General features: G+C 68.9%; 22 protein-coding genes and 1 rRNA gene. 16 read left to right on the plus strand and 7 right to left on the minus strand.

Annotation, left to right across the window (positions count from 1 at the left end; all coding sequences use genetic code 11):
- Positions 1–145 precede the first annotated feature (145 nt).
- Positions 146–262: ribosomal RNA gene (gene rrf / locus IE302_RS37470) — 5S ribosomal RNA — on the plus strand.
- A gap of 157 nt (positions 263–419) precedes the next feature.
- Here rrf and cobF read toward each other — a convergent pair.
- Positions 420–1190 (minus strand): precorrin-6A synthase (deacetylating), encoded by a 771-nt coding sequence (cobF, locus tag IE302_RS37475; protein WP_191259212.1) that lies wholly within the window; start codon positions 1188–1190, stop codon positions 420–422.
- A 96-nt stretch (positions 1191–1286) separates the two neighbouring features.
- Here cobF and IE302_RS37480 point away from each other — a divergent pair, with 96 nt between their 5' ends.
- From IE302_RS37480 to IE302_RS37490, 3 genes are read left to right on the plus strand one after another with little or no spacing between them, the layout of a single operon-like run.
- Complete coding sequence (locus IE302_RS37480; protein ID WP_191259213.1) at positions 1287–1493, plus strand: heavy-metal-associated domain-containing protein; 207 nt, start codon at positions 1287–1289, stop codon at positions 1491–1493.
- Positions 1490–1666, plus strand: a complete 177-nt coding sequence (locus tag IE302_RS37485) for a hypothetical protein (RefSeq protein ID WP_191259214.1) — start codon at positions 1490–1492, stop codon at positions 1664–1666. Before IE302_RS37480 ends, IE302_RS37485 begins: the two co-directional genes overlap by 4 nt.
- Positions 1667–1707: 41 nt before the next feature.
- Positions 1708–3867, plus strand: a complete 2160-nt coding sequence (locus IE302_RS37490; protein WP_229908230.1) for a heavy metal translocating P-type ATPase — start codon at positions 1708–1710, stop codon at positions 3865–3867.
- 11 nt (positions 3868–3878) lie between these two features.
- On the opposite strand, the gene IE302_RS37495 is transcribed toward IE302_RS37490, so the two are convergent.
- A complete protein-coding gene (locus IE302_RS37495; protein WP_009081418.1) occupies positions 3879–4160 on the minus strand; it encodes a metal-sensitive transcriptional regulator in 282 nt (93 codons plus the stop codon).
- Positions 4161–4327: 167 nt separating this feature from the next.
- Here IE302_RS37495 and IE302_RS37500 point away from each other — a divergent pair, with 167 nt between their 5' ends.
- The gene (locus tag IE302_RS37500) at positions 4328–4690 is read left to right on the plus strand and encodes a YciI family protein (RefSeq protein WP_191259216.1); all 363 of its coding nucleotides are present in this window, start codon (positions 4328–4330) and stop codon (positions 4688–4690) included.
- Here IE302_RS37500 and IE302_RS37505 read toward each other — a convergent pair.
- Positions 4687–5343 (minus strand): M protein, encoded by a 657-nt coding sequence (locus IE302_RS37505; protein ID WP_229908206.1) that lies wholly within the window; start codon positions 5341–5343, stop codon positions 4687–4689. The genes IE302_RS37500 and IE302_RS37505 overlap by 4 nt on opposite strands.
- 321 nt (positions 5344–5664) lie before the next feature.
- Here IE302_RS37505 and IE302_RS37510 point away from each other — a divergent pair, with 321 nt between their 5' ends.
- The gene (locus tag IE302_RS37510) at positions 5665–6273 is read left to right on the plus strand and encodes a maleylpyruvate isomerase family mycothiol-dependent enzyme (RefSeq protein WP_191259218.1); all 609 of its coding nucleotides are present in this window, start codon (positions 5665–5667) and stop codon (positions 6271–6273) included.
- On the opposite strand, the gene IE302_RS37515 is transcribed toward IE302_RS37510, so the two are convergent.
- The 4 genes from IE302_RS37515 to IE302_RS37530 form a co-directional block, all read right to left on the minus strand.
- Positions 6274–7608, minus strand: a complete 1335-nt coding sequence (locus tag IE302_RS37515) for a copper resistance CopC/CopD family protein (RefSeq protein ID WP_191259219.1) — start codon at positions 7606–7608, stop codon at positions 6274–6276.
- Positions 7605–8183 (minus strand): hypothetical protein, encoded by a 579-nt coding sequence (locus IE302_RS37520; RefSeq protein WP_191259220.1) that lies wholly within the window; start codon positions 8181–8183, stop codon positions 7605–7607. Before IE302_RS37520 ends, IE302_RS37515 begins: the two co-directional genes overlap by 4 nt.
- Positions 8184–8300: 117 nt before the next feature.
- The gene (locus tag IE302_RS37525; RefSeq protein ID WP_191259221.1) at positions 8301–8984 is read right to left on the minus strand and encodes a winged helix-turn-helix transcriptional regulator; all 684 of its coding nucleotides are present in this window, start codon (positions 8982–8984) and stop codon (positions 8301–8303) included.
- A 41-nt stretch (positions 8985–9025) separates the two neighbouring features.
- Complete coding sequence (locus IE302_RS37530) at positions 9026–9865, minus strand: AfsR/SARP family transcriptional regulator (RefSeq protein ID WP_191259222.1); 840 nt, start codon at positions 9863–9865, stop codon at positions 9026–9028.
- 223 nt (positions 9866–10088) lie between these two features.
- Here IE302_RS37530 and IE302_RS37535 point away from each other — a divergent pair, with 223 nt between their 5' ends.
- The 10 genes from IE302_RS37535 (at position 10089) to IE302_RS37580 (ending at position 23706) form a co-directional block, all read left to right on the plus strand.
- Complete coding sequence (locus tag IE302_RS37535) at positions 10089–12365, plus strand: TOMM precursor leader peptide-binding protein (protein WP_191259223.1); 2277 nt, start codon at positions 10089–10091, stop codon at positions 12363–12365.
- Between the two features lie 42 nt (positions 12366–12407).
- Positions 12408–13853, plus strand: a complete 1446-nt coding sequence (locus IE302_RS37540; RefSeq protein WP_191259422.1) for a SagB family peptide dehydrogenase — start codon at positions 12408–12410, stop codon at positions 13851–13853.
- 364 nt (positions 13854–14217) lie between these two features.
- Positions 14218–15120, plus strand: coding sequence for a helix-turn-helix domain-containing protein (locus IE302_RS37545; RefSeq protein WP_191259224.1), 903 nt, complete (start codon positions 14218–14220; stop codon positions 15118–15120).
- Between the two features lie 141 nt (positions 15121–15261).
- Positions 15262–16239, plus strand: a complete 978-nt coding sequence (locus tag IE302_RS37550; RefSeq protein WP_191259225.1) for a DUF1702 family protein — start codon at positions 15262–15264, stop codon at positions 16237–16239.
- Positions 16236–18200 (plus strand): CRTAC1 family protein, encoded by a 1965-nt coding sequence (locus IE302_RS37555; RefSeq protein WP_191259226.1) that lies wholly within the window; start codon positions 16236–16238, stop codon positions 18198–18200. The genes IE302_RS37550 and IE302_RS37555 overlap by 4 nt, the downstream gene beginning before the upstream one ends.
- A gap of 5 nt (positions 18201–18205) precedes the next feature.
- Positions 18206–19192 carry an enediyne biosynthesis protein gene (locus tag IE302_RS37560; protein WP_191259227.1) on the plus strand — a complete coding sequence of 329 codons (987 nt, stop codon included), beginning with the start codon at positions 18206–18208 and terminating at the stop codon, positions 19190–19192.
- Positions 19189–20541, plus strand: a complete 1353-nt coding sequence (locus IE302_RS37565) for a cytochrome P450 (RefSeq protein ID WP_191259228.1) — start codon at positions 19189–19191, stop codon at positions 20539–20541. Before IE302_RS37560 ends, IE302_RS37565 begins: the two co-directional genes overlap by 4 nt.
- Positions 20542–20546: 5 nt before the next feature.
- On the plus strand, positions 20547–21104 hold the full coding sequence (locus tag IE302_RS37570) for a DUF5987 family protein (protein WP_191259229.1): 558 nt from the start codon (positions 20547–20549) through the stop codon (positions 21102–21104).
- Positions 21101–22753 carry a GMC family oxidoreductase N-terminal domain-containing protein gene (locus IE302_RS37575; protein WP_191259230.1) on the plus strand — a complete coding sequence of 551 codons (1653 nt, stop codon included), beginning with the start codon at positions 21101–21103 and terminating at the stop codon, positions 22751–22753. The genes IE302_RS37570 and IE302_RS37575 overlap by 4 nt, the downstream gene beginning before the upstream one ends.
- Positions 22754–22755: 2 nt before the next feature.
- On the plus strand, positions 22756–23706 hold the full coding sequence (locus IE302_RS37580) for a carboxymuconolactone decarboxylase family protein (protein ID WP_191259231.1): 951 nt from the start codon (positions 22756–22758) through the stop codon (positions 23704–23706).
- Positions 23707–23787: the final 81 nt, after the last annotated feature.

A 23787-nucleotide genomic window follows, 5' to 3' on the forward strand; every position in this document is an offset into this window, starting at 1 on the left:
AATGGAAGCACAGTAATGTGTTGTCGAGTTGACTGGTACTAATAGGCCGAGGACTTGCCCACAAAGATGTTACGCATCCACTCTACAGCTCTGAAACACCACACAACCCCCTCGTGTGAGGTTGTGGGGGAGTGTTTCACAGTGTTTCGGTGGTTATAGCGTCAGGGAAACGCCCGGTCCCATTCCGAACCCGGAAGCTAAGCCTGACAGCGCCGATGGTACTGCAACCGAAGGGTTGTGGGAGAGTAGGACACCGCCGGACTAACATTGATAAAGGTCTGGGACCTGGTCGAGAACCCTCGAGGTTCTCCCAGGTCCCAGACCTTTTTTCATGCCCGCATGCATTCAGAGGACTAAACGCGTGGAGGGCACGCGACTACCCGCATTTAGAGGACTAAACGCCACATGCATTCAGAGGACTAAATGCGGGAGGGGGCGGGGCGGCGCAGGTGGTAGATGTCCATGATCCAGCCCTTCCGGGACCGCGCCGCGGCGCGAACCGTGCGGATCTCCTCGGCGAGCTCGGCGGTCAAGGGACCGGAGCGCAGGAGCTCGTCGGGCGTCCCGAGGTACGCGCCCCAGTAGATCTCCAGTCCCGTGTCCACGAATCGCGAGAACGTGCACTGCGCGTCCAGCATCACGAACACGTCGTCGACGTCCGCGGGCCAGCCGGCCTCCAGGCGACGGCCGGTCGTGACGAGTACCGGACGGCCGATCTGGTTCATGGTGGTCCGGTGCCGTGACGTCAGCGCGGCCACACTGCTGACCCCGGGGACGACGTCGTACTCGAACTCGACGTTCCCCCTGGCGAGCACGGCGTCCAGCAGCGTCAGAGTCGAGTCGTAGAGCGCCGGGTCACCCCACACCAGGAACGCGCCCCGCTCATCGGGACCGAGCGAAGCGATCATGCTCTCGTAGACGTCGGTGCGGAGCCGGTGCCAGTCGGCGACGGCCTTCCGGTAGTCGTCAGGGGTACGGTCGCGTTCGGGGTCCGGTGCCCGCACGACGCGGTAGCCGGGCCGTTCGACGAACCGGTCGAGGATCTCCTGGCGCAGTCCCACCAGGTCCTGCTTCTCTGAACCCTTGTCGAGCACGAAGAACACATCGGCCTCGTTCAGCCGCCGGACGGCCTGGACGGTCAGGTGTTCCGGGTCGCCGGCGCCGATGCCGATGGCGGAGATCTTCCTCATTTCCGCAGTGTGCCCGCACCCTCAGTGCACACCCCTACCCCCATGGGGTATAAAAGTAATGATCGCTTCGTTTGTCCTGTAGAGGAGTTCGTACCGATGGCCGAAACCACCTACACCGTCAAGGGCATGTCCTGCGGGCACTGCGCCTCCTCCGTCACCGAGGAGGTCAGCGGGATCGCGGGCGTCAGTGCCGTGAACGTGGACGTCGCCAGCGGCAAGGTAACCATCACCAGCGACACCGCGCTCGATGTCCAGATCGTGGACGCGGCCGTCACCGAGGCCGGTTACCAGCTCGTCTCGTGAGCACCGCCGTCAAGGTGTCGGCGTTCGCCGCGGCCCTGGTCGCGGTGTTCGTCGTCGCCTGGGCGATCGGGTCCGCCGTCGGGCCGGTGGATGAGCCTCCTCCGCCGGCCCCGACCGCGCCGGCCAGCACGCACGAAGGGCATCACGAGGGGCACACGGGAGGCACGCCGTGAGCGTCGGGACATCCCAGCGCGTCGAACTGGCCATCGGCGGGATGACCTGCGCGTCGTGTGCCGCGCGGGTCGAACGCAAGCTGAACAAGGTCGACGGCGTCTCCGCCACGGTCAATTACGCCACCGAGAAGGCGCAGGTCGACTTCCCCGCGGCGGTCTCGGTCGAGGACCTCGTCGGCGTCGTCGAGTCCGCGGGCTACACCGCCCAGCCGCCGAAACCCGACGCGGACGAGGACACTGACCAGACCGGCTCGCTCCGGACGCGTCTTCTGGTCTCGGCCGTGCTCGCCGTGCCGGTGATCGTGCTGGCGATGGTCCCGGCCTGGCAGTTCACCTACTGGCAGTGGGTCTCGCTGGTCCTGGCCGCGCCGGTCGTCACGTGGGGTGCGTGGCCGTTCCACCGCCCCGCCTGGACGAATCTCCGCCATGGCGCCGCCACCATGGACACCCTGATCTCACTCGGCGTCGCCGCCGCCACGCTCTGGTCGTTGTACGCGCTGCTGTTCGGCACCGCCGGGGTACCCGGGATGCGGCACGGCTTCGCGCTGACCATGGAGCGCGGCTCCGGCGCGGGCAACCTCTACCTGGAGGTCGCCGCCGGAGTGACCACCTTCCTCCTCGCGGGCCGCTACTTCGAGGCGCGCTCCAAGCGCCGCTCCGGTGCCGCGCTGCGGGCGCTGCTCGAACTCGGCGCGAAGGACGTCGCTCTCCTCAAGGACGGCGTGGAGAGCCGCGTGCCGATCGGCCAGCTGAAGACCGGCGACGACTTCGTTGTGCGGCCGGGCGAGAAGATCGCCACCGACGGGGTCGTGACGGACGGCGGATCCGCGGTCGACCTCAGCATGCTGACGGGTGAGTCCGTCCCGGTCGAGGTGTCCGCCGGCGACACCGTCGTCGGCGGGACGGTCAACGCCGGCGGCAGGCTCGTCGTCCGTGCGACCCGGGTCGGCGCCGACACCCAGCTCGCGCAGATGGCGCGGCTGGTCGAGGACGCGCAGAACGGCAAGGCGCGCGTCCAGCGGCTCGCCGACCGGGTGTCGGCCGTATTCGTCCCCGTGGTGATCGCGCTCGCGGTCGGCACGCTCGGCTTCTGGCTCGGGGCGAGCAGCGGCGCCGACGCCGCCTTCACCGCCGCCGTCGCGGTCCTGATCATCGCCTGCCCGTGCGCGCTCGGCCTGGCCACGCCGACGGCGCTGCTGGTCGGCACCGGCCGCGGCGCGCAACTGGGCATCCTCATCAAGGGGCCCGAGGTGCTCGAGTCCACTCGCCAGGTCGACACCGTCGTCCTGGACAAGACCGGCACGGTGACCGCCGGGAAGATGAGCCTCACCGATCTCCATGGCGACAGCGAGGTCCTCCGGCTCGCCGCGGCCGTCGAGCACGCCTCGGAGCATCCGATCGCCCGCGCGATCGTCACGGCCGCCGAGGAACAGCTAGGTGAGCTGCCGCCGGTCGAGGGGTTCCGCAACGCCGAGGGCCTGGGTGTCGTCGGAGAGGTCGAGGGCAAGACCGTGCTGGCCGGACGGCCCGCCCTCCTCGACCAGCACGGCATCACCGTCGGCGACACGTTCTCCCAGGTCAAGGCGGCCGCCGAGAACCGCGGCGCGACCGCTGTCGTCGTCGCCTGGGACGGCGAGACGCGGGGTGTGGTCGTCGTCGCCGACACGGTCAAGCCGACGTCGGCCAAGGCCGTCGCCGAACTGAAGGCGCTCGGGCTGCGGCCGGTCCTGCTGACCGGTGACAACGCGGGATCCGCGAACGCGGTCGCCGCCGAAGTCGGGATCGACGAGGTCGTCGCGGAGGTGCTGCCCGCCGGCAAGGTCGACGTCGTCAAGCGGTTGCAGGAGCAGGGCCGCGTGGTCGCCATGGTCGGCGACGGCGTCAACGACGCGGCCGCGCTCGCGCAGGCCGACCTCGGCCTCTCGATGGGGACGGGAACGGACGCCGCGATCGAGGCCGGTGACCTGACGCTGGTGCGCGGTGACCTGCGCGCGGCCGTGGACGCCATCCGGCTCTCGCGCCGCACGCTCGGCACGATCAAGGGCAACCTGTTCTGGGCGTTCGCCTACAACGTCGCCGCGCTGCCGCTGGCCGCGCTCGGCCTGCTCAACCCCATGATCGCCGGGGCCGCGATGGCGTTCTCGTCGGTCTTCGTCGTCACCAACAGCCTGCGCCTGCGGAGGTTCCGCGGCGTCGCTTGATCAGGAACGGATCAGGAACGGACCAGCCGGGCGATGGCGTCGGATGCCTCCCGGACCTTGAGGTCGGCCTCTTCACCGCCCGCGGCGGCGGCCTGCACCACACAGGTGGCGAGGTGCTCGTCCAGCAGTTCGAGGGAGAACGACTGGAGCGCCTTCGTGGCCGCGGACACCTGGGTCAGGATGTCGATGCAGTACTTGTCCTCTTCGACCATCCGCTGCAACCCGCGGATCTGCCCCTCGATCCGGCGCAGGCGCTTGAGGTAGGCCTCCCGCTCGCTGCCGTATCCCGTCATCCCGCACCCGCTCTCTCGTCGTTCCCTGCCGCTGCTCACTATACCCTCCCCACGTATCCGCCCCGGGCGGGTGAAAATCGTGGGTGCCAGGATGTCGAGGACGATCCGGCGGCTCCGACTCCTGCGTGAGCGGCCGGGCACCGGCCGGATGACCAGGAGGAACACCGATGAAGTACATGATCATGATCACGATGAACCCCGCCGCCTGGGACGCCCTCCCCGAGAAGGAGCGCGACGAGGTGGTCGCCCGCATCGACCCTTTCATGCAGAAGCTCACCGAGAGCGGCGAACTGCTGGGGACGCAGGCGCTGGGGGAGCCGAAGGAGAGCACGGTGGTCCGGGTGCGTGACGGCGTCCCGGTGGTCACCGACGGCCCGTTCGCGGAGTCGAAGGAGTATCTGGCCGGCTTCTACCTGGTGGAATGCGACAGCAAGGAGCGCGCGATCGAGATCGCGGGCCAGGTCCCGGACGCGCACATCAACGCGATGGAGATCCGGCCGGTGGTGTATTCCTCGGGCGATGACGCCTAGGTGGCGGCCGCTTCGGTGCCGGTGCGGGCCTCGGGCCTGCTCCGGCGCTGAACGGGCACTTCCGGTTCCGCGGTGATCGCCAGGACCGTTCCGGCTTCGGTGAGCAGTTCGCGGCAGCCGACCAGCTGTTTCAGCACGTCGTCGCGCAGGCTGAGGGCTACGTCGGCCTTCTGCCGCGCTTCGGCGACCAGGCGCTCGCCCTGTTCGGCGGCGTCTTCGAGCACTTTCCGCGCCCTCGCCTGCGAGGCTTCGTCCCGGGCGGCGAGTGCGCGCATCGCCTCCGCGCGGCGCAGCGTCATGGCGCGCTCGAAGTCTTCGGCGATCCGCTTGCGTTCCGCCTCGGCTTCGGCGGCCTCCTCGGCGGCACGCGCGGTGATGTCGGCGGCTTCTTCACGGGTGAGTTCGAGCATCCGGCGCGACCGCTCCTGCAGCGCGTCCGGCGCGATCGGCACCCGGCTGATCCGGTCGACGCTGTTCTTCAGTTCGCGATTTTCCTCTTGCGCCGCGGTGAGCCTGGCGGCGAGCGCCTGCCCGCGCCGGATCGCCTCGTCGCGTTCGGCGGCGACTCGTCGTAGCTCGGCCTCCACCTCGCGAACGAATTCCCGGACCTGCGCGCGGTTGAAGCCACGCCACGCCAGATCGAAGCCGGGCATTTCCATTGGTCACCTCCACAGTGGGCGATCCGTCACCGGTGAGCGCTTTGTTGGAACGGCAGAGTTCCTTGCGGCACGGGGCTTTCCCGTCCAGTGTGCCTGAAGCCGCGAGGACACGCGTCACGGGTGGGTGATCTTTGCGCCGAACGGTCGGGCGCACACGAGAAGAAGGGGCATCCTTCCAGCGGTGGGAGAATGGACGACCATTGTTTCACCCCTAGTGGAGGTGGCCGCGTGACGAGCAGCCGAATTCGGGTCCCTGGCTGGAATACGGCGACCGCGGCCGAAGGATACCGGCAGGTCAGAGAGAACATCACGATCTTGCTCACCGATCACGCGGGCGCGGGGGAGCGGACCGTCCCGGCCTGTCCACAGTGGACCGTCCGAGATCTGCTCGCGCATCTGACCGAGATCTGCGACCGGGTGATCACCCGTTTCGGCGGCGAGGCCTGCCCGGTCCCGGAGACGGCGCCGGTCGCCGAACTGCTGCGGCTGTGGACCGAACGCGGACCCGAGGCCGACGCGCTGCTCGCCGCCGACGGCGAAGGCAAGAGCCGCGGCGACATCATGGTGATGGACGCCTTCACCCACGAACTCGATCTCCGGTACGCGCTCGGCGCTCCGCCGCCCGAGGCGCACGCCGCCTGGCTGCGGGGTTTCGAAGTGCTCGTCAGTGGCCTCGGCGCCTCGCTGGGCAACCACGGGCTGCCCGGGATGCGGATCGAGATCGAGGGCGCGACCTGGATCGCCGGCACCGAGCCGATCGCCGCGGTGCTCTCGGGCGCGCCGGTGGACGTGTACCGGTCGCTCGCCGGGCGCCGGAGCCCGGCCCAGATCGCCGCCATGGACTGGCTGGGCGATCCCGAGCCGTGGCTCCGGGCCTTCACCTGGGGTCCGTTCGCCCCGCCGGAAGAGCCGGTCGAACGCTGATCAGCCGGTCGGGGACATCGAGGACAGCGCCGCGGCCAGCGCGAGCACCACGGCCACGATCAGCACCTCGACCCCGACGCTGACCCGCAGTTTCCGCAGGTCGGCGGTTACGACGCCGGTGCCGCCGCGGCCGGAGATCCCGCGGCGCACCGCGGTGCGGCTCATGTTCGCCACCAGCAGCAACGCGGCGAACCCGGTCAGCTTCAGCACGAAGACGATGCCGTAGGCCGACGTCCAGAGCGCCTCCACCGACGGGACGAGCCGGAAGCCCAGGTAAGCCCCGCTGACCACCATGACCACGATCGACCAGGTGGCGATCGGGTGGAACCGCGCCAGCGCCGGTTCGGCCTCGTCCGCCGGGTATCTGCCGCGCAGGAGCACGGCCAGCTGGATCAGCCCGCCCACCCAGACGGCCATCGCGCCGAAATGCGCGAGGTCGGCGCTGACCGAGAGGAACATGATCTTGTCGGCCACCGCGTGCCCGGTCGCGGAGAAACTCAGCATCACGATGAACCCGGCCGCGATGCCGAGGTTCTCGTACCGCGACCGCAGCCGGTCCGGCAGGCCGTCCGCCAGCAGCCGCCGCACGAGCACGGCGAGCGCGACGATCGCGGCCAGGCGCAGGAGCAGGAGCTTCCCGTACGCCACCCGCAGGGTCGCCTCGATCAGCGCCGGATCGAAGACCGAGCCCGCGCCGCGGCCCGCGACGTACGGGCCTTGCAGCAGGAACCCGGCCACGGCCGTGACCCCGGAGAGCCACAGGCCCGCGGTGAGCTGCCTCCGCGCCGCTGGGTCGGTCCGGCCGCCGGGACGGCAGACCAGCAGGAACACCAGCCCGCCGAGCAGCGCGACGCCGAGGAACGAACCCCAGCGGAAGGTGGTGAACAACGCGTCGGTCACCGGATCGGTGCCGGTCGAGGCGGACACCGCGCCCGCCGAGGTGATCAGGGGACCGGTGCCGATCACGAACGCGAGCGTGCCGCGCACCGGATGCGAGTCCGTCGAGACGAAGGCGTACTCGACGAGGTAGCTGCCGTCGGGAAGATCGGGTTCGAGTTTGACGGCGACCTGCTCGGCGATGTCACCGGGCTGGAACACCGGCCCGGTGACGACGTCCGTGCCCTGCTGATCGACGACCTTGATCGAGTTCGGCTGGATGCCGATGTTCTCCGACAGGGTGATCGAGATCTGGGCGGGCGCCGAGGTCAGCCGGGCGCCGTCGGCGGGATTCGAGTTGAGGAGTTCCACATGGGCCGAGGCCGGGGCCGCGGCGAACACCGCGACCCCCAGCCAGGCGGCCACCAGGGCCAGGAGCGCGAAGAGCCTCCGGGTCACGATGCCGCGGTGGCCAGCTCACGCCGGCTTTCGGGCGAGCACGTGCAGCCGGTCAGCTGCCGTTCGACGGCGGAGGCCTTCCGGTGCACGATCATCGCGATGATCATCGGGATGGTGACGATCGTGTTGTAGAACAGGTGCAGCTCGACGCGCGGGATGAACAGCTGGATGATGCTGCTCGGCGCGGTGCCGCCGCCGAGCCGCCAGCCGGTCTGCGCCTGGATCAGCAGGAGCAGATGCTCGATGTGGTGCCAGAACTGCAGGCCGAGCGCCAGGTTCCACCACTGCCGCGAGCGGCCGGCAAAGCCCTTGCGCAGGGCGAACAGGAAGACCAGCATGACGATCGCGTAGCCGTAGTGCAGCCATTCGGAGCTGATCAGCTTGGGGAACGGGATGCCCAGCACGCCGCGGGCGTCCGCGGTCTTCCAGCCCAGGGCGTAGATCTGGAACGCCTGCACCAGGTGTTCGGCCCAGTGAGCCAGTACGACGAGGGCGAAGATGTTGAGTGCCGCGCGATGGTATTTCCCGTTGAGCGAGGCGAGCAGGCCGGGACGGTGGGGATCGAGTGCGGCCATGAAGGGCTCCTTGGGCGAAAGACCGGCCGGTGACGGATCCTGACGATAGCTCGCGGACCGGCCGATTCCTTTACTCCGGATTGCTGATCTGACCTGCGGGAAACTACGCCGGATGGATCAACGGACGACGATTCCGTGGGTCGCCTGGGGCGCGGCGGGAATGTGGAACAGCTCCGTGAACAGCGTCAGGTACTCGACGTCGCCTTCGACGCGGACCTTGCCGGTCCGCAAGGCGTCGTCGGCGGTGAGCTCCCCGCTGAGCAGGTCCTTGATGTACGGGCCCAGCGGTTCGATGATCGCGTCGGCGCCGGGATGCGCGCCGTCCGCGACCTTGAGCGCGCCGTCCTCGACGATCGCGTGCAGGACCATCCCGCCCGGGTAGTGCAGTTCGTAGGTGGCCTGGATGCCCTTGGCCCGCTCGCTCTGGAAGGTCGTGTACAGCGAGAGGATCGCCGCGTCCAGGGTGAAGACGTCCTCGGGTGACGGCCGCCCGAGCGACCGCGCGCCCCAGAGACCGAGGTCCAGCACGATCTGGTCGAGTTCGCCGCCGTACTCGGTGAGCTCGTAGACGACGGCGGCGTCGAGCTGGGGGAGCAGGCGGCGGCGGAGTACACCGGACTGTTCGAGTTCGTTGAGCCGCGCGGACAGCGTGCTCGCCGGGATCTTGGGCAGGCCCGCCTGCAGTTCGGTGAACCGCTTCGGGCCGAGGACGAGGTCACGGACGATCAGCAGCGACCAGCGTTCGCCGATGATCTCCAGCGCGCGGGCCAGACCGCAGAACTGTCCATAAGTACGGCTCATCCGCCGATCCTCACTTTCGTTTCCCGTGGCAGCGGTGGGTTTCACGCGGGTTCGCCCTCGGACAGCAGGTCGTGGTGCAGGACCTGCAGTTCGTCGCAGGGCTCGACGCCCAGTTCATTGTTGAGCCTCGACCGCACCTGGCGGTAGGTCGCGAGCGCGTCGGATCGGCGCCCGCTGCGGCCGAGTACGCGGATCAGCTGGCCGTGCAGGGCCTCGTCCAGCGGGTTCGCGGTGACCAGCGACCGCAGTTCGCCGATCAGCTCGTGCCGCATCCCGGCCGCGATGTCCGCCTCGATCCGCAGGTGCAGGGTGCTGCGCCGCTGTTCGACGAGGTCGACCGCGTACGCCGACAGCACCGGTCCACAGTGGACGTTCGCCAGCGGCGGCCCGGACCACAGGTCGAGCGCGGCCCGGAAGGCCTTCGCCGCCTCGGCGGGCTCGCCCCGCAGTTGCAGCTCCCGGCCCTGCTTCTGCAGCGTCTGGAACTCGAAGACGTCCACCTGCTCCGGCGCGATCCGGAACACGTACCCCGGCGGCTTCGTCGCCAGCATGGTCTCGCCGTACGGGGCGAGGTCGTTCTCGTCGATGCACCGGCGCAGCTGGTAGACGTAGGTGTGCATCGTGGTGCGGACGCTGCGCGGCGGGTCGCTGGCCCACAGTTCCTGGACGATCGTGTCGATGTGCACGATCTTCCCCGGGCTCATCACCAGCATGGCGAGCACCTGCAGCAGCTTCGGCGTCGTCGGCGCGTAGTCGATCCCGTCCCGCACGAGTTCGAGCGGGCCGAGAAGGGTGAAGCGGAGGGGACTTGCGGAGGGGGCCGGGATCGGGTTGGGTTCCGAGCCGTGCCGCGTGTCCGCTACTCGTGATCCGGGGTACATCGCAAGCGCCCTCCAGCTCGATACGCGTCGTGACCTGATTTCCCAGTGCGTCGACAGTGACAGAGCGCCGGGGCACCGGGCCAGTGAGCCGTCCACCAGGTCCCGCGTGCGTGCGTCCCGGAAAAACATGGGTTTTTCATGTCCGACCCGTGAATCGCGCACTGGCCGGTACCCGGCTCCGCGCAGCAGGATTCGGGGACCGCACCGACCTACGGGGGTTCCCATGCGCGAGGCAGTGTCGAACGGGTCCGGCTCGATCAGCGGTGGTCTGGGATTCAAACGGCATCTGCGGGCGGAGATCAGTGAGGGCAACGGCGCCTATCTGTTCTCCGAACAGGGCGTCATCGCGATGCGCGGCGCACAGGTCGCCTCGGTCGCGGCCCTGCTCGACGGCACCCGTGACCTCGACGGTCTCCTGTCCGCCTGCCCCGAGGGGATGAGCGCCGAACAGGTCACCGGCGTCCTGGCCAGGCTGGTCGAAGCGGGTCTGGTCACCGTCCGGGTCCCGGACGAGCTCAGCGGCGACGAACGCGCGCTCGCGTACTGGGACGCGTGCGGGCTCGACGCGTCGGCGGTGGCGTGCCGTCAGAAGCCGGCGACGGCGAGCCTGACCGCGATCGGCCGCGGCGTGGACACCTCGCAGGTGGAGAACGCGCTCGTCGCGAGCGGCATCGAAGTGGTCGAGACCGCCTCCGAACTGGCCATCGTGCTGTGCGACGACTACCTCGACCCGAGGCTGGCGGAGATCGACGCCGAGCACCGGCGCACCGGGCGGCCGTGGCTGCTGGCCAGGCCGTCGGGTTCGCAGGTGTGGATCGGCCCGATCATGCAGCCCGGTCGGTCCGGCTGCTGGCACTGCCTGACCAACCGGCTGTGGGGGCACCGGCACGCGGAGGCCTGCGTGCAGGAGGTCCTCGGGCACGACGGTCCCGCCTCGTTCCCGATCCCCGCCGTGCCGCCGCTGACCGCGGCCGCGTCGCACCTGATCTCGCTCGAAGCGTCCAAATGGCTGGCGGGACACCGCTATCCGGGGCAGCAGGCGGTGTGGATCCTGGACACCCTCGACCTGCAGGGGCGGCTGCACGAACTGCGGCGTCGCCCGCAGTGCCCGGAATGCGGTGACGAAGGGATCGTCGCCGCGCGGACGGCCGAGCCGGTCGTGCTGTGCGAGGCGAAGAAGGCGACGTCGGGCGGGGGCGGGCACCGGACGCTCACCCCGGTCGAGGTGCTCGACCGCTACGGCCACCTGGTCAGCCCGGTCACCGGCATCGTCAAGGAGATCGCCCGCGACCCGAGGGCGCCGGCGTTCGTGAACGCGTATCGCTCCGGGCTGAACGTCGCGCGCCGCGTGCGCGGTGAGGCGGGGCTGCAGGCCGGGCTGCGCGGGGACAACGGCGGCAAGGGCGCCAGCCCGATCGACGCCGAGGTCGGCGCGCTGTGCGAGGCGATCGAACGGTTCTCGGCCAACTACCAGGGCGACGAACTGCGGATCCGCGACACCTTCCGCGCGCTCGGCGCGGACGCGGTCCACCCGAACTCGTGCATGCTCTTCGACGAGCGCCAGTACGAAAACCGCGACGAGTGGAACGCCAGGCACGCAATCTTCCAGCACGTCCCCGAACGGTTCGACGACGAGGCCGCCGTCGACTGGACGCCGTTGTGGTCGCTTTCGCAGCAGCGCCGGAAGCTGATGCCGACGGCGTACCTCTACTACGGGGTGCCGCCGGAGTGCGGGATCAGGGGTATGCGCGCGGACTCCAACGGCTGCGCGGCCGGGAGCAGCATCGAGGACGCCGTCCTGCAGGGACTGCTCGAACTCGTCGAACGCGACGCCGTCGCGATGTGGTGGTACAACCGGCTTCCCGTCCCCGGCGTCGACATCGCGTCGTTCGACGACCCGTGGGCCGAGGAGATGGTCGGCCAGTACGCGCGGACGGGCCGGGAACTGTGGGTCCTCGACCTGACCGCGGATCTCGGTGTCCCGGTGATGGTCGCGCTGTCCAGGAGTATCGCCGGGCCGCGCGAGAACGTCATGATGGGTTTCGGCGCCCACCTGGATCCCAGGACGGCGCTGCGGAGGGCGGTCAGCGAGCTCAACCAGATGATCCCGGCGGTGCTCGCGAACGACGTCGAACTCGACGATCCCGACGCGGCGCAGTGGCTCCGGCACGCCACGGTCGCGAATCAGCCGTATCTGCTGCCGGCGCCAGGACGCTCGGCGAAACGGGCCGCGGACTTCAAGTTCGTCCGGCGGCCCGACGTGCGGGACGACGTGGAATGCTTGGTACGCAAGCTTTCCGCGCTGGGAATGGAGACGCTCGTGCTGGATCAGACCAGGCCCGACATCGATCTTCCGGTGGTCAGGGTGGTCGTTCCGGGGCTGCGGCCGTTCTGGAGCCGCTTCGCCCCCGGGCGGCTGTTCGACGTGCCGGTGCGCTTGGGCAGGCTCGCCGAACCGACCCCGTACGACCGGCTGAACCCCTTCCCCATGTTCTTGTAGATCCGTCTGGAGCACCCCTTGACGACAGATCCCCCCGGCGGTGTGGCCGAGACGATCCCCTTGTGGTCGCTCACCGACGACAGTCTTGTCGAAATCGGTGAGGACGGCTCACTGGTGGTCGTCACCCGCTGGGGGGAGTACGACTTCGATCGTGCGGAACCACTGGTCCGGGAGTCGTTGCGGCGCATGGCTTTGGGGCCGATCTCGCTGGCGAACGTGACGGCGTCGTGGGAACCGGTCGAGCGGGAACCCGACCTCGAAGGCGAGCTGAGCTGGACGGCGGAGGGGGCCGACGCGCTGCGGCAGGCGCTCAAGGAACTCGGCGGTTCCGTGGTGCACTCGCTGGGCCTCGCCGACGGCCGGGGGCCACTGCTGTCGGTGATCCCGGTGGCACTCGCCCCGGTGTTCGTCCCGGTGGAGATTCCGGCCAACCGCCCGATCCGGTTGTCCCGCTTCAGTTCCCTGCGTTCCGACGCCTACGGGATGGGACTGGAGTCGCCGTCGGCGCGCTACCGTGTCGTGCTGTATCAACCGTGGGCCGTGCACGTCGCGGCGACACTGGCGACGGCGAAGTCCGTCGGGGAAATCGTGGCCACCACGGGGATCGGGCCCAGTGTGGTCGGTGCGATCGTGTCCTATCTGGTCGCCGCGGGCGTCGTCCAGGTCGCCGGGGAACATGGCCGGTTCGCCGAGGACGACGATCCCGAACTGGGGCTGTGGTCCCCGGACGAACTGCTCTTCCACACCACGAGCCGCACCTGGCGACCCGGTGGCCCGGCCGATCTGCCCGGGCTCGGGAAACCGCCGGTGGTCAAGGCCGCCACCGGCGAAGGGCCGGTCTACACGCTCTACCGGCCGGACCTGACCGACCGCGCGGCGACCGATCCGACACTGACGGCGTTGCTGGAGAACGATCACACCTGCCCCGAATTCACCGAGGGTGTGCTGTCCGCCGAGCAGATCGGCGAATTCCTGTTCCGCGGCGCGCGGATCCGGTCGATCGGGCCCGCGCACTTCCCCAATGGACCGGCGCACAGTGCTTCGCAGCGGCCGTACTTCAGTGTCGCCTGCCTGTACGAACTCGAGTTGTACGTCTCGGTCAACCGCTGTTCGGGGCTGGATCGCGGGATCTATCACTACGATCCGCTCGAACACCGGCTCAGCCTGGTCAACGACGACGAGTCCGATCTGGACGCGATGCTCGACATGGCGATGATCGGCGGCGGCAACCACCGGCGGCCCTCGGCGCTGATCACGGTGACCGCACGGATGCCGCGGATGGCGTCGGTACTCGGCGGTGGCGCGTACGCCACGACTCTGGCGCACGTCGGTGCCTTACAGCAGACGCTGTACCTCGTCGCCCGCGCGATGGGACTGGCCGCGCACGCCGTCCCGGTCGACGCCGGTGACCGCGTGGACCGCGCGCTGAAGCTCGAATGGCCCGCCGAGGTCGGCGTCGGCGAGTGCGTGCTCGACCTTCCGGCCTGACGCGCGTTCAGCCGACTGGTTGCACTTCGAGCGGTCGGGGCTTCGGGGCGAGGGCGCGTTGTGAAAGCCACTTTCGCAACGTTGAAGGTTGCGAAAGTGGCTTTGACAACATGGCGCGTGGCGGGCCTTCACGGAGCTTCACGGCCGACTTGACGCGCGTTCAGCCGACTACTTGTGGCCCGGGCGGGCGCACCCCCGACCTCGGTTTCTCCGGTCGTGCCCTCGCTTCGACCGTTCGCCGATCGCGCAGGGCTGAGTAGTACCAGCGCATACCCCATCTCGATCGCGTGTCGAGTGCTCCGAAATCGATGACGCGTTTGCTGGCGTGCAGAGGAAAAGCGACAGCGAATCCGAGGTTGGTCTGATGCAGCTACGAACAGTCGCCACGGCGGCGAACGAGAAAGGCCTCATCGAATCCGGTCGGCTCCCCGAGCCGGCGTCCCCCCTGCAACCAGCGGTGCTGCAGGCCATCTCAGCGATGCACGCGAGGTACTTCGACCCGATCACCTTGGGCGACCTGGCATCGGAAGTCTTCGTCAGCCCGTTCCACTTCTCGCGGATCTTCACCAAGGCGACCGGGGTGACCCCCGGCCGGTATCTCACCGCGATCCGGCTCTTCGAAGCCAAACGCCTGCTGTTGACGACGTCGCTGACGGTGTCGGACATCGTGTGCAGCGTCGGCTACAGCAGTGTCGGCACGTTCACCAGCCGCTTCACCCGCGCGGTCGGGATGACCCCGACCCAGTACCGCGACCCCGAGGTCGGCGAGCTGCTCGTCGCGCTGGCCCCGCACTTCCAGCGGCTGCCGACGCTGGAGGCCTTGCACAGCGCCGGAATGGGCTGCGCGACGATGCGCAGCGGCACCGGCACGATCAGCGTGCGCGTCGAGACCCCGCGCGGGGCAGGCCCGGCGAGTGTCCTCATCGGACTGTTCGCCGAGTCGATCCCGCAGTGCGGCCCGGTCGCGTTCGGCGGCAGGGCGAACGTCCTTTCGGCGGACATCGAGATCCAGAACGTTCCCGAGGGCCGGTGGACCGTCATCGCGGTCGCCGAGCACGCCGCCGGGACCGCGGCTTCCTCCTTCTCCGTGGGCACCCTGCCCGGGCGCGTCGACATCACCCGGTACGGCCGGGTCCACCTGCGGATGCCGATGCGCACGCCGCGGCCGACCGACGCGCCGATGGCGATCACCCTCGCCGGCGGCCCGGCCTCCACCGGCAACCGGATGACCATGCCCGCTCCCGACTACCTCCGCGCGGCGGCCTGACCGCGGTTATTCCCGCGTTCTCCCGGCGTCGCAAACCGGGAGAACCGCGGGCGCAACCGTGGAGTAGCTGCCCTGTCTCTGCGCATGTGAGCCTTTAACCAGTCCGCAGAATTCGAATCCACCCGTTAGGGGGAGAGTGCGTTGGGCAATGGTTGGCGCACGTTCAGACGTCGCATGATAACCCCGGACGTCTCCGAGACGTCGCTGGACAAGCGCGGTTTCCACAAGAAGAGCCCGGCCGCTCAAGAATTGCTGGAGACCGTCGGCGAGAAATTCCTGCTCGGTTACGCTCACGCGGTCGAAGCCCGTTCCGTCGCCCAGGCGGAAGAATGGCTGGAACGTATTCCGGTGAAATACCGCGGCTTCGCCTACGAAGGCGCGGGAATGGGTTACGGAATGCTGGACGGCCTGCCCGGCGGCGGCCGCGGGCACATCGCGGACTTCCTCGCCGGTCCCGGTGAGAAACACGACTACATCATCTACGTCGGCGTCGGCTGGGCGATGGCGCGGCTGCCGCGCTTCCGCTGGCCGTCCGCCGAGGACTTCGACCCGTTGCTGCGCTGGCTGGTGCTCGACGGCTACGGCTTCCACCAGGCGTACTTCAAGACCGCGAAGTACGTCGACGGCCAGTACCAGGACCCGAACTTCACCTGGCCCGCGGGGAACAACGGCTACTCGCTGCGGGCGATCGACCAGGGCATCGGCCGGGCGCTGTGGTTCATCTGCGGCACCGACGTCGATCTCGTCGCCGACACGGTCGCGAGATTCCCCGAACACCGCCACGGTGACCTCTACGCCGGGATCGGGCTCGCCTCGACCTACGCGTGCGGTGTCACTTCCGACGAGCTGCTGAAGCTGGCCGAGTTCGCCGGTGAGTACCGGGGAAACCTGGCCCAGGGCAGCGCTTTCGCCGCCGAAGCCCGCGTCCGCGCCGGGCTGCTGATCCCCGAGACGGAGGTCGCCACGCAGGCGATCTGCGGGCTGCCGGCCGAGCGCGCCGCGGCCATCACCCAGGAGGTTCGCCCCGCCGTGGTCGTCGACGGCGAGCTCCCGCATTTCGAAACCTGGCGACAGCGCATCGCCACCGAGGTACTCACTTCTGGAGGTGCAGGTAAATGACCGCGACCTTGGGCTGGCTCCGCAAGCAGCTTGCGGGCATCGTGGCGCTGTTGCTGATGGCGGGACTGTTCGTGGTGGCTCAGCTGCCCACGGTCTCGACCGCCGAGGCGGACACCATGGCCTCGAAGTACGCGTTCGAACCCCTGACGATCGCCCTGCCGGAGGCGGCGAAGAGCCAGTCGATCCGCACGGTGAACAAGGAGTACGAGCACATCCGCGCCTGGATCTCCTCGGTCGGCGCCGCGATCGCGGTCAACGACCTCGACGGCGACAAGCTCGCGAACGACCTGTGCTTCGTGGACCCGCGCAGCGACCAGGTCGTCGTCACCCCGACCCCGGGCAAGGGCGGTGACCGGTACGCGCCGTTCGCGCTCGACGCGGCGCCGCTGCCGATGGGCAAGTACATCGCGCCCATGGGCTGCGTGCCCGCCGACCTGAACGAGGACGGCCGGGTCGACCTGCTGGCCTACTACTGGGGCCGCACCCCGATCGCCTTCCTGGCGAAGCCGGGCGCGACCAAGCTGGAGCCGAAGGCGTACGAGCCGGTGGAACTGGTGCCGGGCAACAACTCCAAGAACGGTGAGTACTCCGGTCCACTGTGGAACACCAACGCCGCCTCGGTCGGTGATTTCGACGGCGACGGCCACCAGGACATCTTCATCGGCAACTACTTCCCCGACAGCGCGGTCCTGGACGACCGCGTCGAGGGCGGGGTCGAGATGAACAAGTCGATGTCGCACGCCGACAACGCCGGCGGCAAGTACATCCTCCGGTTCACCGGCGCCACCCAGGGCGCGAAGCCGACCGCGACGTTCGCCCTCGACGACAAGGCCATCCCGGCCGACGCCCAGGGCGGCTGGTCGCTCGCGGCCAGCGCGACCGACGTCGACGGCGACAATCTCCCCGAGCTCTACATCGGCAACGACTTCGGCCACGACCGCCTGCTGTACAACAAGTCCCGCCCCGGCAAGGTCGAGTTCGCCGAGGTGAAGGGCATTCGCGGGGCCAACGAGCCGAAGTCGAAGGTGCTCGGCAACGACTCCTTCAAGGGTATGGGCGTCGACTTCGCCGACCTCGACCACGACGGTCTCTACGACCTGTACGTCAGCAACATCACGACATCCTGGGGTATCGAGGAAAGCCACTTCCAGTTCATGAACACCGCCAAGGACACCGCGGATCTGCGCGGCCGTCTGCAGGGTGGCGAGGCACCGTGGGTCGACCGCAGCGCGCAGGCGGGCACCGCGTGGTCCGGCTGGGGCTGGGACGTCAAGATCGCCGACTACAACAACAGCGGCGAATCGGTGATCACCCAGGCGACCGGCTTCGTCAAGGGCGACGTCAACCGCTGGCCGCAGCTGCAGGAACTGGCGACGTCGAACGACGAACTGCTGAAGCACCCGTACTTCTGGCCGAACATGCGCGCCGGTGACGACGTCGGTGGCGACCACACCCTGCACTTCTGGGCCAAGGGAGCCGACGGCCGCTACACCGACCTGGCCCCGCGCCTCGGCCTCGCGGTCCCGGTGCCCACCCGCGGTATCGCCACCGGTGACGCCGACGGCGACGGCAAGCTCGACTTCGCCGTGGCCCGCCAGTGGGAGCAGCCGATCTTCTACCACAACGTCAGCCCCGACTCCGGTTCGTACCTGAACCTGAAGCTGGTGCACGACAAGGCTTCGGCCGATGGCCCGCTCAAGGCCGCCGGCACCGCCGCGATCGGCGCGCAGGTCACCGTCATCACCCCCGACGGCAAGAAGTACATGGACCGCGTCGACGGCGGCAGCGGCCACTCCGGCAAGCGCAGCCACGAGATCCAGATCGGGCTCGGCAAGGTCACCGGACCGGTGAAGGTGTGCCTGCAGTGGCGCGACCTGACCGGGCAGATCCGTACCCAGGAAGTCCAGCTGACCCCGGGCAGCCACACGTTCCAGCTCGGCGCTCAGGCTAAGGAGAAGTGACCGTCATGGCTGAGCAGACACTAACGGCACCGAAGAGCAACAAGACGATCACGGCCCTTCGCCGGTTCGCGATCTCGATCACCATCTTCAACATCATCGGCTACACCGTGCTCGGTTTCGAGCAGCCCTACACCTATCCGTTCATCGCGCTGGCGACGGCGTACGCCACGGAAATCCTGCTGGAGATCATCGGGGCCCGCGTCCAGGGCCGCGACGTCCGGTTCCGCGGCAACGGTTTCAAGGGACTGGTGGAGTTCCTCTTCCCAGCGCACATCACCGGTCTCGCGCTCAACATGCTGACCTACGTCAACGACCAGGTGCTGGTCATGATGTTCGGCGTCGTGGTCGCCGTCGGCGCCAAGTGGGTCCTCCAGGCCCCGGTGCGGGGACGGCTCCGCCACTACATGAACCCGTCGAACTTCGGCATCACGATCATCCTGCTGGTGTTCCCCTGGGCGAGCATCGCGCCGCCCTACCACTTCACCGAGCAGGTCGACTCGTGGGTCGGCTGGCTGATCGTCGGCATCATCATGATCTCGGGCACCGTGCTCAACGCGATGCTGACCCAGCGGATGTGGCTGATCGGCGCCTGGCTGATCACCTTCGCGCTCCAGGCGATCATCCGTGGCCTGGTGTTCGACACCGCGATCCCCGGCGCGCTCGGGATGATGACCGGGGTGGCGTTCGTGCTCTACACGAACTACATGGTCACCGACCCGGGCACGACCCCGTCGAAGCCCGCGTCGCAGGTCCTGTTCGGTTCGGGAGTGGCGCTGGCGTACGGGTTCTTCATGATCGTGCACGTCGCCTACGGCCTGTTCCTGGCGACCGCGCTGGTCTGCCTCATCCGAGGCATGTTCCTGTGGGGCCTGCACTTCTCCAAGAAGGCCACCGAGAAGTGGGAGGCCGAGCAGGCGAAGTCGGCCGAGGTCACGACCCTGCCGAAGCCGGCCGAGAAGCCGGAGACGGAAACCGGGGCCGTGGCGGCATGACCTCGCCCGCGGAATCCACCCGGGGGGCGCGTCTCGCGCCCCCCGGGCCGCCGCGCCGAGCGACCTTCGGTCTGCTGAAGAAGCTCTTCACCGACCGGCTGGCGCTCATGTCGGACTCGGCGGAGGCGCACGGGGACGTCGTCCGGATCGCGATCGGTCCCAAGACGATGTACCTGGTGAACCACCCCGAACTGGCGAAACACGTGCTCGCGGACAACGCGGCCAACTACCACAAGGGAATCGGCCTCCAGGAGGCCAGGCGGGCGCTCGGCGACGGGCTGCTCACCAGTGACGGCGACGTCTGGAAGAAGCAGCGCCGGACCATCCAGCCGGTGTTCCAGCCCAAGCGGATCGCGCGGCAGGCCTCGGTCGTCGCGAACGAGGTCGAAGGTCTCGTGAAACGCTTGCGGGACACCGAAGGCCCGGTGGAGATCCTGCACGAGATGACCGGGCTGACGCTCGGCGTGCTCGGCAAGACGTTGCTCGACGCGGACCTCGGCGGATTCACGTCGCTGGGGCATTCGTTCGAGGCCGTGCAGGACCAGGCGATGTTCGAAGCGGTGACGCTGAGCATGGTCCCGGAGTGGGCACCGCTGAAGAAACAGCTGCGGTTCCGCGAGTCCCGGGCCGACCTCCGGCGGATCGCCGACGAGCTCGTCGAGCAGCGGCTGGCGAACCCGGTCGAGAACGGTGAGGACGTGCTCTCGCGGCTCATCGCGACCGACGGGACCCGCGAGCAGATGCGGGACGAGCTGATCACCCTGCTGCTGGCCGGTCACGAGACGACGGCGAGCACGCTGGGCTGGGCGTTCCACCTGCTCGACGAACATCCCGACGTCGCGGCGAAACTGCGCGCGGAGGCCGATTCGGTGCTGGGCGACCAGCTGCCGACCCATGACGACCTGCACCGGCTGCCGTACACGTCGAGGGTCGTCGAAGAGGTCATGCGGCTGTACCCGCCGGTGTGGCTGCTGCCGCGGGTGGCGCAGGCCGACGACGAGATCGGCGGGTACCACATCCCCGCCGGATCCGACGTCGTCGTCGTGCCCTACACGCTGCACCGGCATCCGGCGTTCTGGCCGGAGCCGGAGCGGTTCGACCCGGACCGGTTCGATCCGGACCGGCCGAGCGGGCGGCCCCGGTACGCCTACATCCCGTTCGGCGCCGGGCCGCGGTTCTGCATCGGCAACAGCCTCGGCGTGATGGAGGCCGTTTTCGTGCTGACGATGGTCCTGCGCGACCTCGAACTCAGGAAGCTCCCGGGCTACGACGTGGTCCCCGAGGCGATGCTGTCGCTGCGGGTCCGCGGCGGGCTGCCGATGACCGTGCACACCAGGAACAGGAGGTAGGTTCCGTGGATTCGGACGAACAGGTCAAGGTGTCCACTTTGGAGGCCTACGCGGACACGATCGTACCGGGGGAGAAGCGATTCCCCGGCGATCACGCGATCGCCGGAGCCTCGGCAGGACCGGGCGCGGTCGTGGCGGGCGCGCTCGAACTGCTGCACACCGAGGCGACCGGGGTGACCGTCGGGCTGCCGTACCTGGCGCAGTCCCTCAACGATCACGCGAAGGTCTACGCCAAGGAACACGACCTCACCCTGGACGAGTCGCTGCCGTCGTTCGTGGCACTGTCCTTCGAGGACAGGACGGCGCTCGTGCGGTCGCTGACCGCGCCGGGGCATCCGGAGAAGGACGGCTGGGTCAGCCTCGCCCTGTTCTGCAACATGTCCTTCGACAGCGCGGCGCACAAGCACACCGCCGAAGCCATCGCCGAGGGCCACCCCGGGCTGCTGGCGATGGGCTACACCGCACCGGACGAGGACGGCCTGTGGCGGTTCCCGAAGTTCTCCTACCGCCGCGAACTGGCGCGACTCCACCCTGACACCACACCTTCCGGGAGCCCGGCATGACTGCCTACGACAAGACCGACGTCGTCATCGTCGGCAGCGGGTTCGGCGGTTCGATCCCCGCCTACCACCTGGCCGCGGGCGGCGCGAAGGTCACCGTGCTGGAACGCGGGCCATGGCTGGAGGCGAAGGAGTTCGAGCACGACTACCTGCTCGGCTCGTCCTACACCAGGGCGTTCGACTTCGTCGTCGGTGACGGCATGAGCGTGCTGGGCGGGAACTGCGTCGGCGGCGGCAGCGTGGTGTACTTCGCCGCGATGCCGCGCGCGCCGAAGTTCGTCTTCGAGCGCCACGGCAGCATCGGCCGTCGCATGTGGCCTTCGACGATCACGCGCGACTCGCTGGAGCCCTGGTACGACCGGGTTTCGGACTCGCTCCCGGTGTCCAAACAGGACTGGAACGACGTCTCGTACGCCGGCGGCCTGTGGGCGGCGTTCTGTAACCATTCCGGCCGGACCGCCAACCCGGCGCCGGTCGCGGTGGACAACGACCGCTGCGTGAACTGCAACTTCATGATGGCCGGCTGCCGGTTCGACGCGAAACGCTCGCTGCTGACCAACTATCTGCCCGCCGCGCTCGCGCACGGCGCGCAGATCCGGCCGCTGCACGAGGTCCAGCGGATCGAGCGCATCGACGACGGTGACTACCGCGTGCACTTCAACCTCGTCGACGACTCGGACTACCGCGTGCAGACCGGCAGCGGGACGATCGACGCGAAGATCGTCATCATCGCCGCCGGCGCCGGTGCGACACCGGTGATCCTGCAGCGTTCGGAGTCGGCGCTGGGCACCATGCCGCACGCCGTCGGCCGGTACTTCTCGGGCAACGGTGAGCGGCTCAACACCGCGATCATCAACGAGGAGCGCGTCCGCGAGGTGCTCGGACTGTCCCGTGAGGACGGCAAGGTCTACGAGGCCAACCACATCGGCAAGGGCCCGACCGTGGCGAACTGGGACAAGCTCGACGGATCACTGCCGGAGTACGAGCGGTACTCGCTGGAGCAGCTGTACTTCCCGCCCGGTCTCGGCACCATCCTCGCGCAGGTGCCCGACGGCGACGAACCACGCTGGTTCGGGGCGCAGAAGAAGGAGATCCTCAAGAAGTGGGCCTCCTGGCTGACCATCTTCTTGATGACCGAGGACGACAACGAGGGCGTCTTCGGCACGCCGCCGCCCACCGGCAACTCCTACCGCATCTCGCAGCAGATGCTCGGCCGCGGCCCGCTGAAGTACGACCCGACGCCGAACACCCTGCACGGCTGGTCGCTGGCCGACGCGGAGTGCAAGGAGATCCTGGAGAAGGACGGCCTGGCGAAGGTGGCGCCGTGGACCAACGACGTCGTCGGCGCGTACACCGTGCACCCGCTGGCGTCGTGCCGGATCGGTGACGACCCGGAGACCTCGGCGCTGCACCCGAACCACGAGCTCCGCAACCACCCCGGGATCTTCGTGACCGACAGCGCTTCCGTGCCGGGCGCGCTGACGGTGAACCCGGCGATGACGATCGCGGCGCTGGCCGAACGGTCGGTGCCGGGGATCGTGCGGGCGCTGCAGGCGCGCGGTGTCGACGTCTCCTACGGTGCCCCGGCTCCGGACGGTTCGATCACCGGGCGGCGGGCGGTCGGCAAGTTGTCGCTGGTGGCCGGGAGCTGAGCATGGCTCCCAGACTGGTGCGGCTCGCGCTGCGGCGGGTGTTGCGCGAAGTCCGGCACGTCCGGCCGGTTCCCTTCGGCCGGGCGTCCGGGCTCGTGCGCGACGTCTACCGTCAGCTGGAACGGGATTTCGGGATGCTGGCCCCGCCGGTGGCCCTGCATTCGCCGTCCCCGCCGGTGCTCGCGGCGAGCTGGGTGATGCTGCGGGAGTCGCTGGTGGCGGCGGGTGAGACGGGCCGGGTGGACCGGGAGGTCGTCGCTTCCCTGGTGTCGCAAGCGAATTCGTGTCCGTACTGTGTCGAGGTGCACGGGATGGCGCTGGACTCGCTCGGGCGCTCCTCGGAGGCTTCGGCGATCGCGGCGGGTCGTGCGGTCGAGGACCCTTTGGACGGTGAGCTGTCGCCCGCCGCCAGGGCGGAGCTGACCGCGGTGGCGTTCACTTTCCACTACCTGAACCGGGTGGTGAGCGTGTTCCTCGGGCCGTCGCCGCTGCCGTCGACCGTGCCGGATTCCGCACGGGAGAAGGCGAAGTCGGTCCTGGGACGGTTCCTGCGGCCAGGGTCGGGCGCCACGCCCTGTGAGTCGCTGGAACTGCTGCCGGCGGGCTCGCGGGACTTCTCCTGGGCGGCGGGGAATCCGTTCGTCGCGGACGCCTTCTCACGGGCTTCCGCGGTGTTCGGATCGTTGACGGTTTCTCCTGTCGTGCGGGATGTCGTGCTACGAGAACTGTCCACTTGGGACGGCAGTCCACCGGGCTTGAGCCGGTCTTGGGCCGCTGCGGCGGGCGATCCGGTCGTACGGCTGGCCTTGGTGGTCGCGAAAGCGCCCTACCAGGTCGACGACGCCCTGGTCGCCGCGGCCGGATTGGACGATCGGGAGCTGGTCGAACTGGTGGGGTGGGCGGCGTTCACCGCCGCCGCGCACTGCGTTTCACTCCTCCCGATCCGCACTTAGTCGCCTACTTGCGCAACAACATGAGAGAAGACCATCGGCCCGGGTCGGGTTCATGCTTGACCGGACTGCAGATGCGGACGG

Origin of the sequence: Amycolatopsis oliviviridis (genome assembly GCF_014654365.1) — a bacterium.
In the GTDB taxonomy this organism is placed as follows: Bacteria; Actinomycetota; Actinomycetes; order Mycobacteriales; family Pseudonocardiaceae; genus Amycolatopsis; species Amycolatopsis oliviviridis.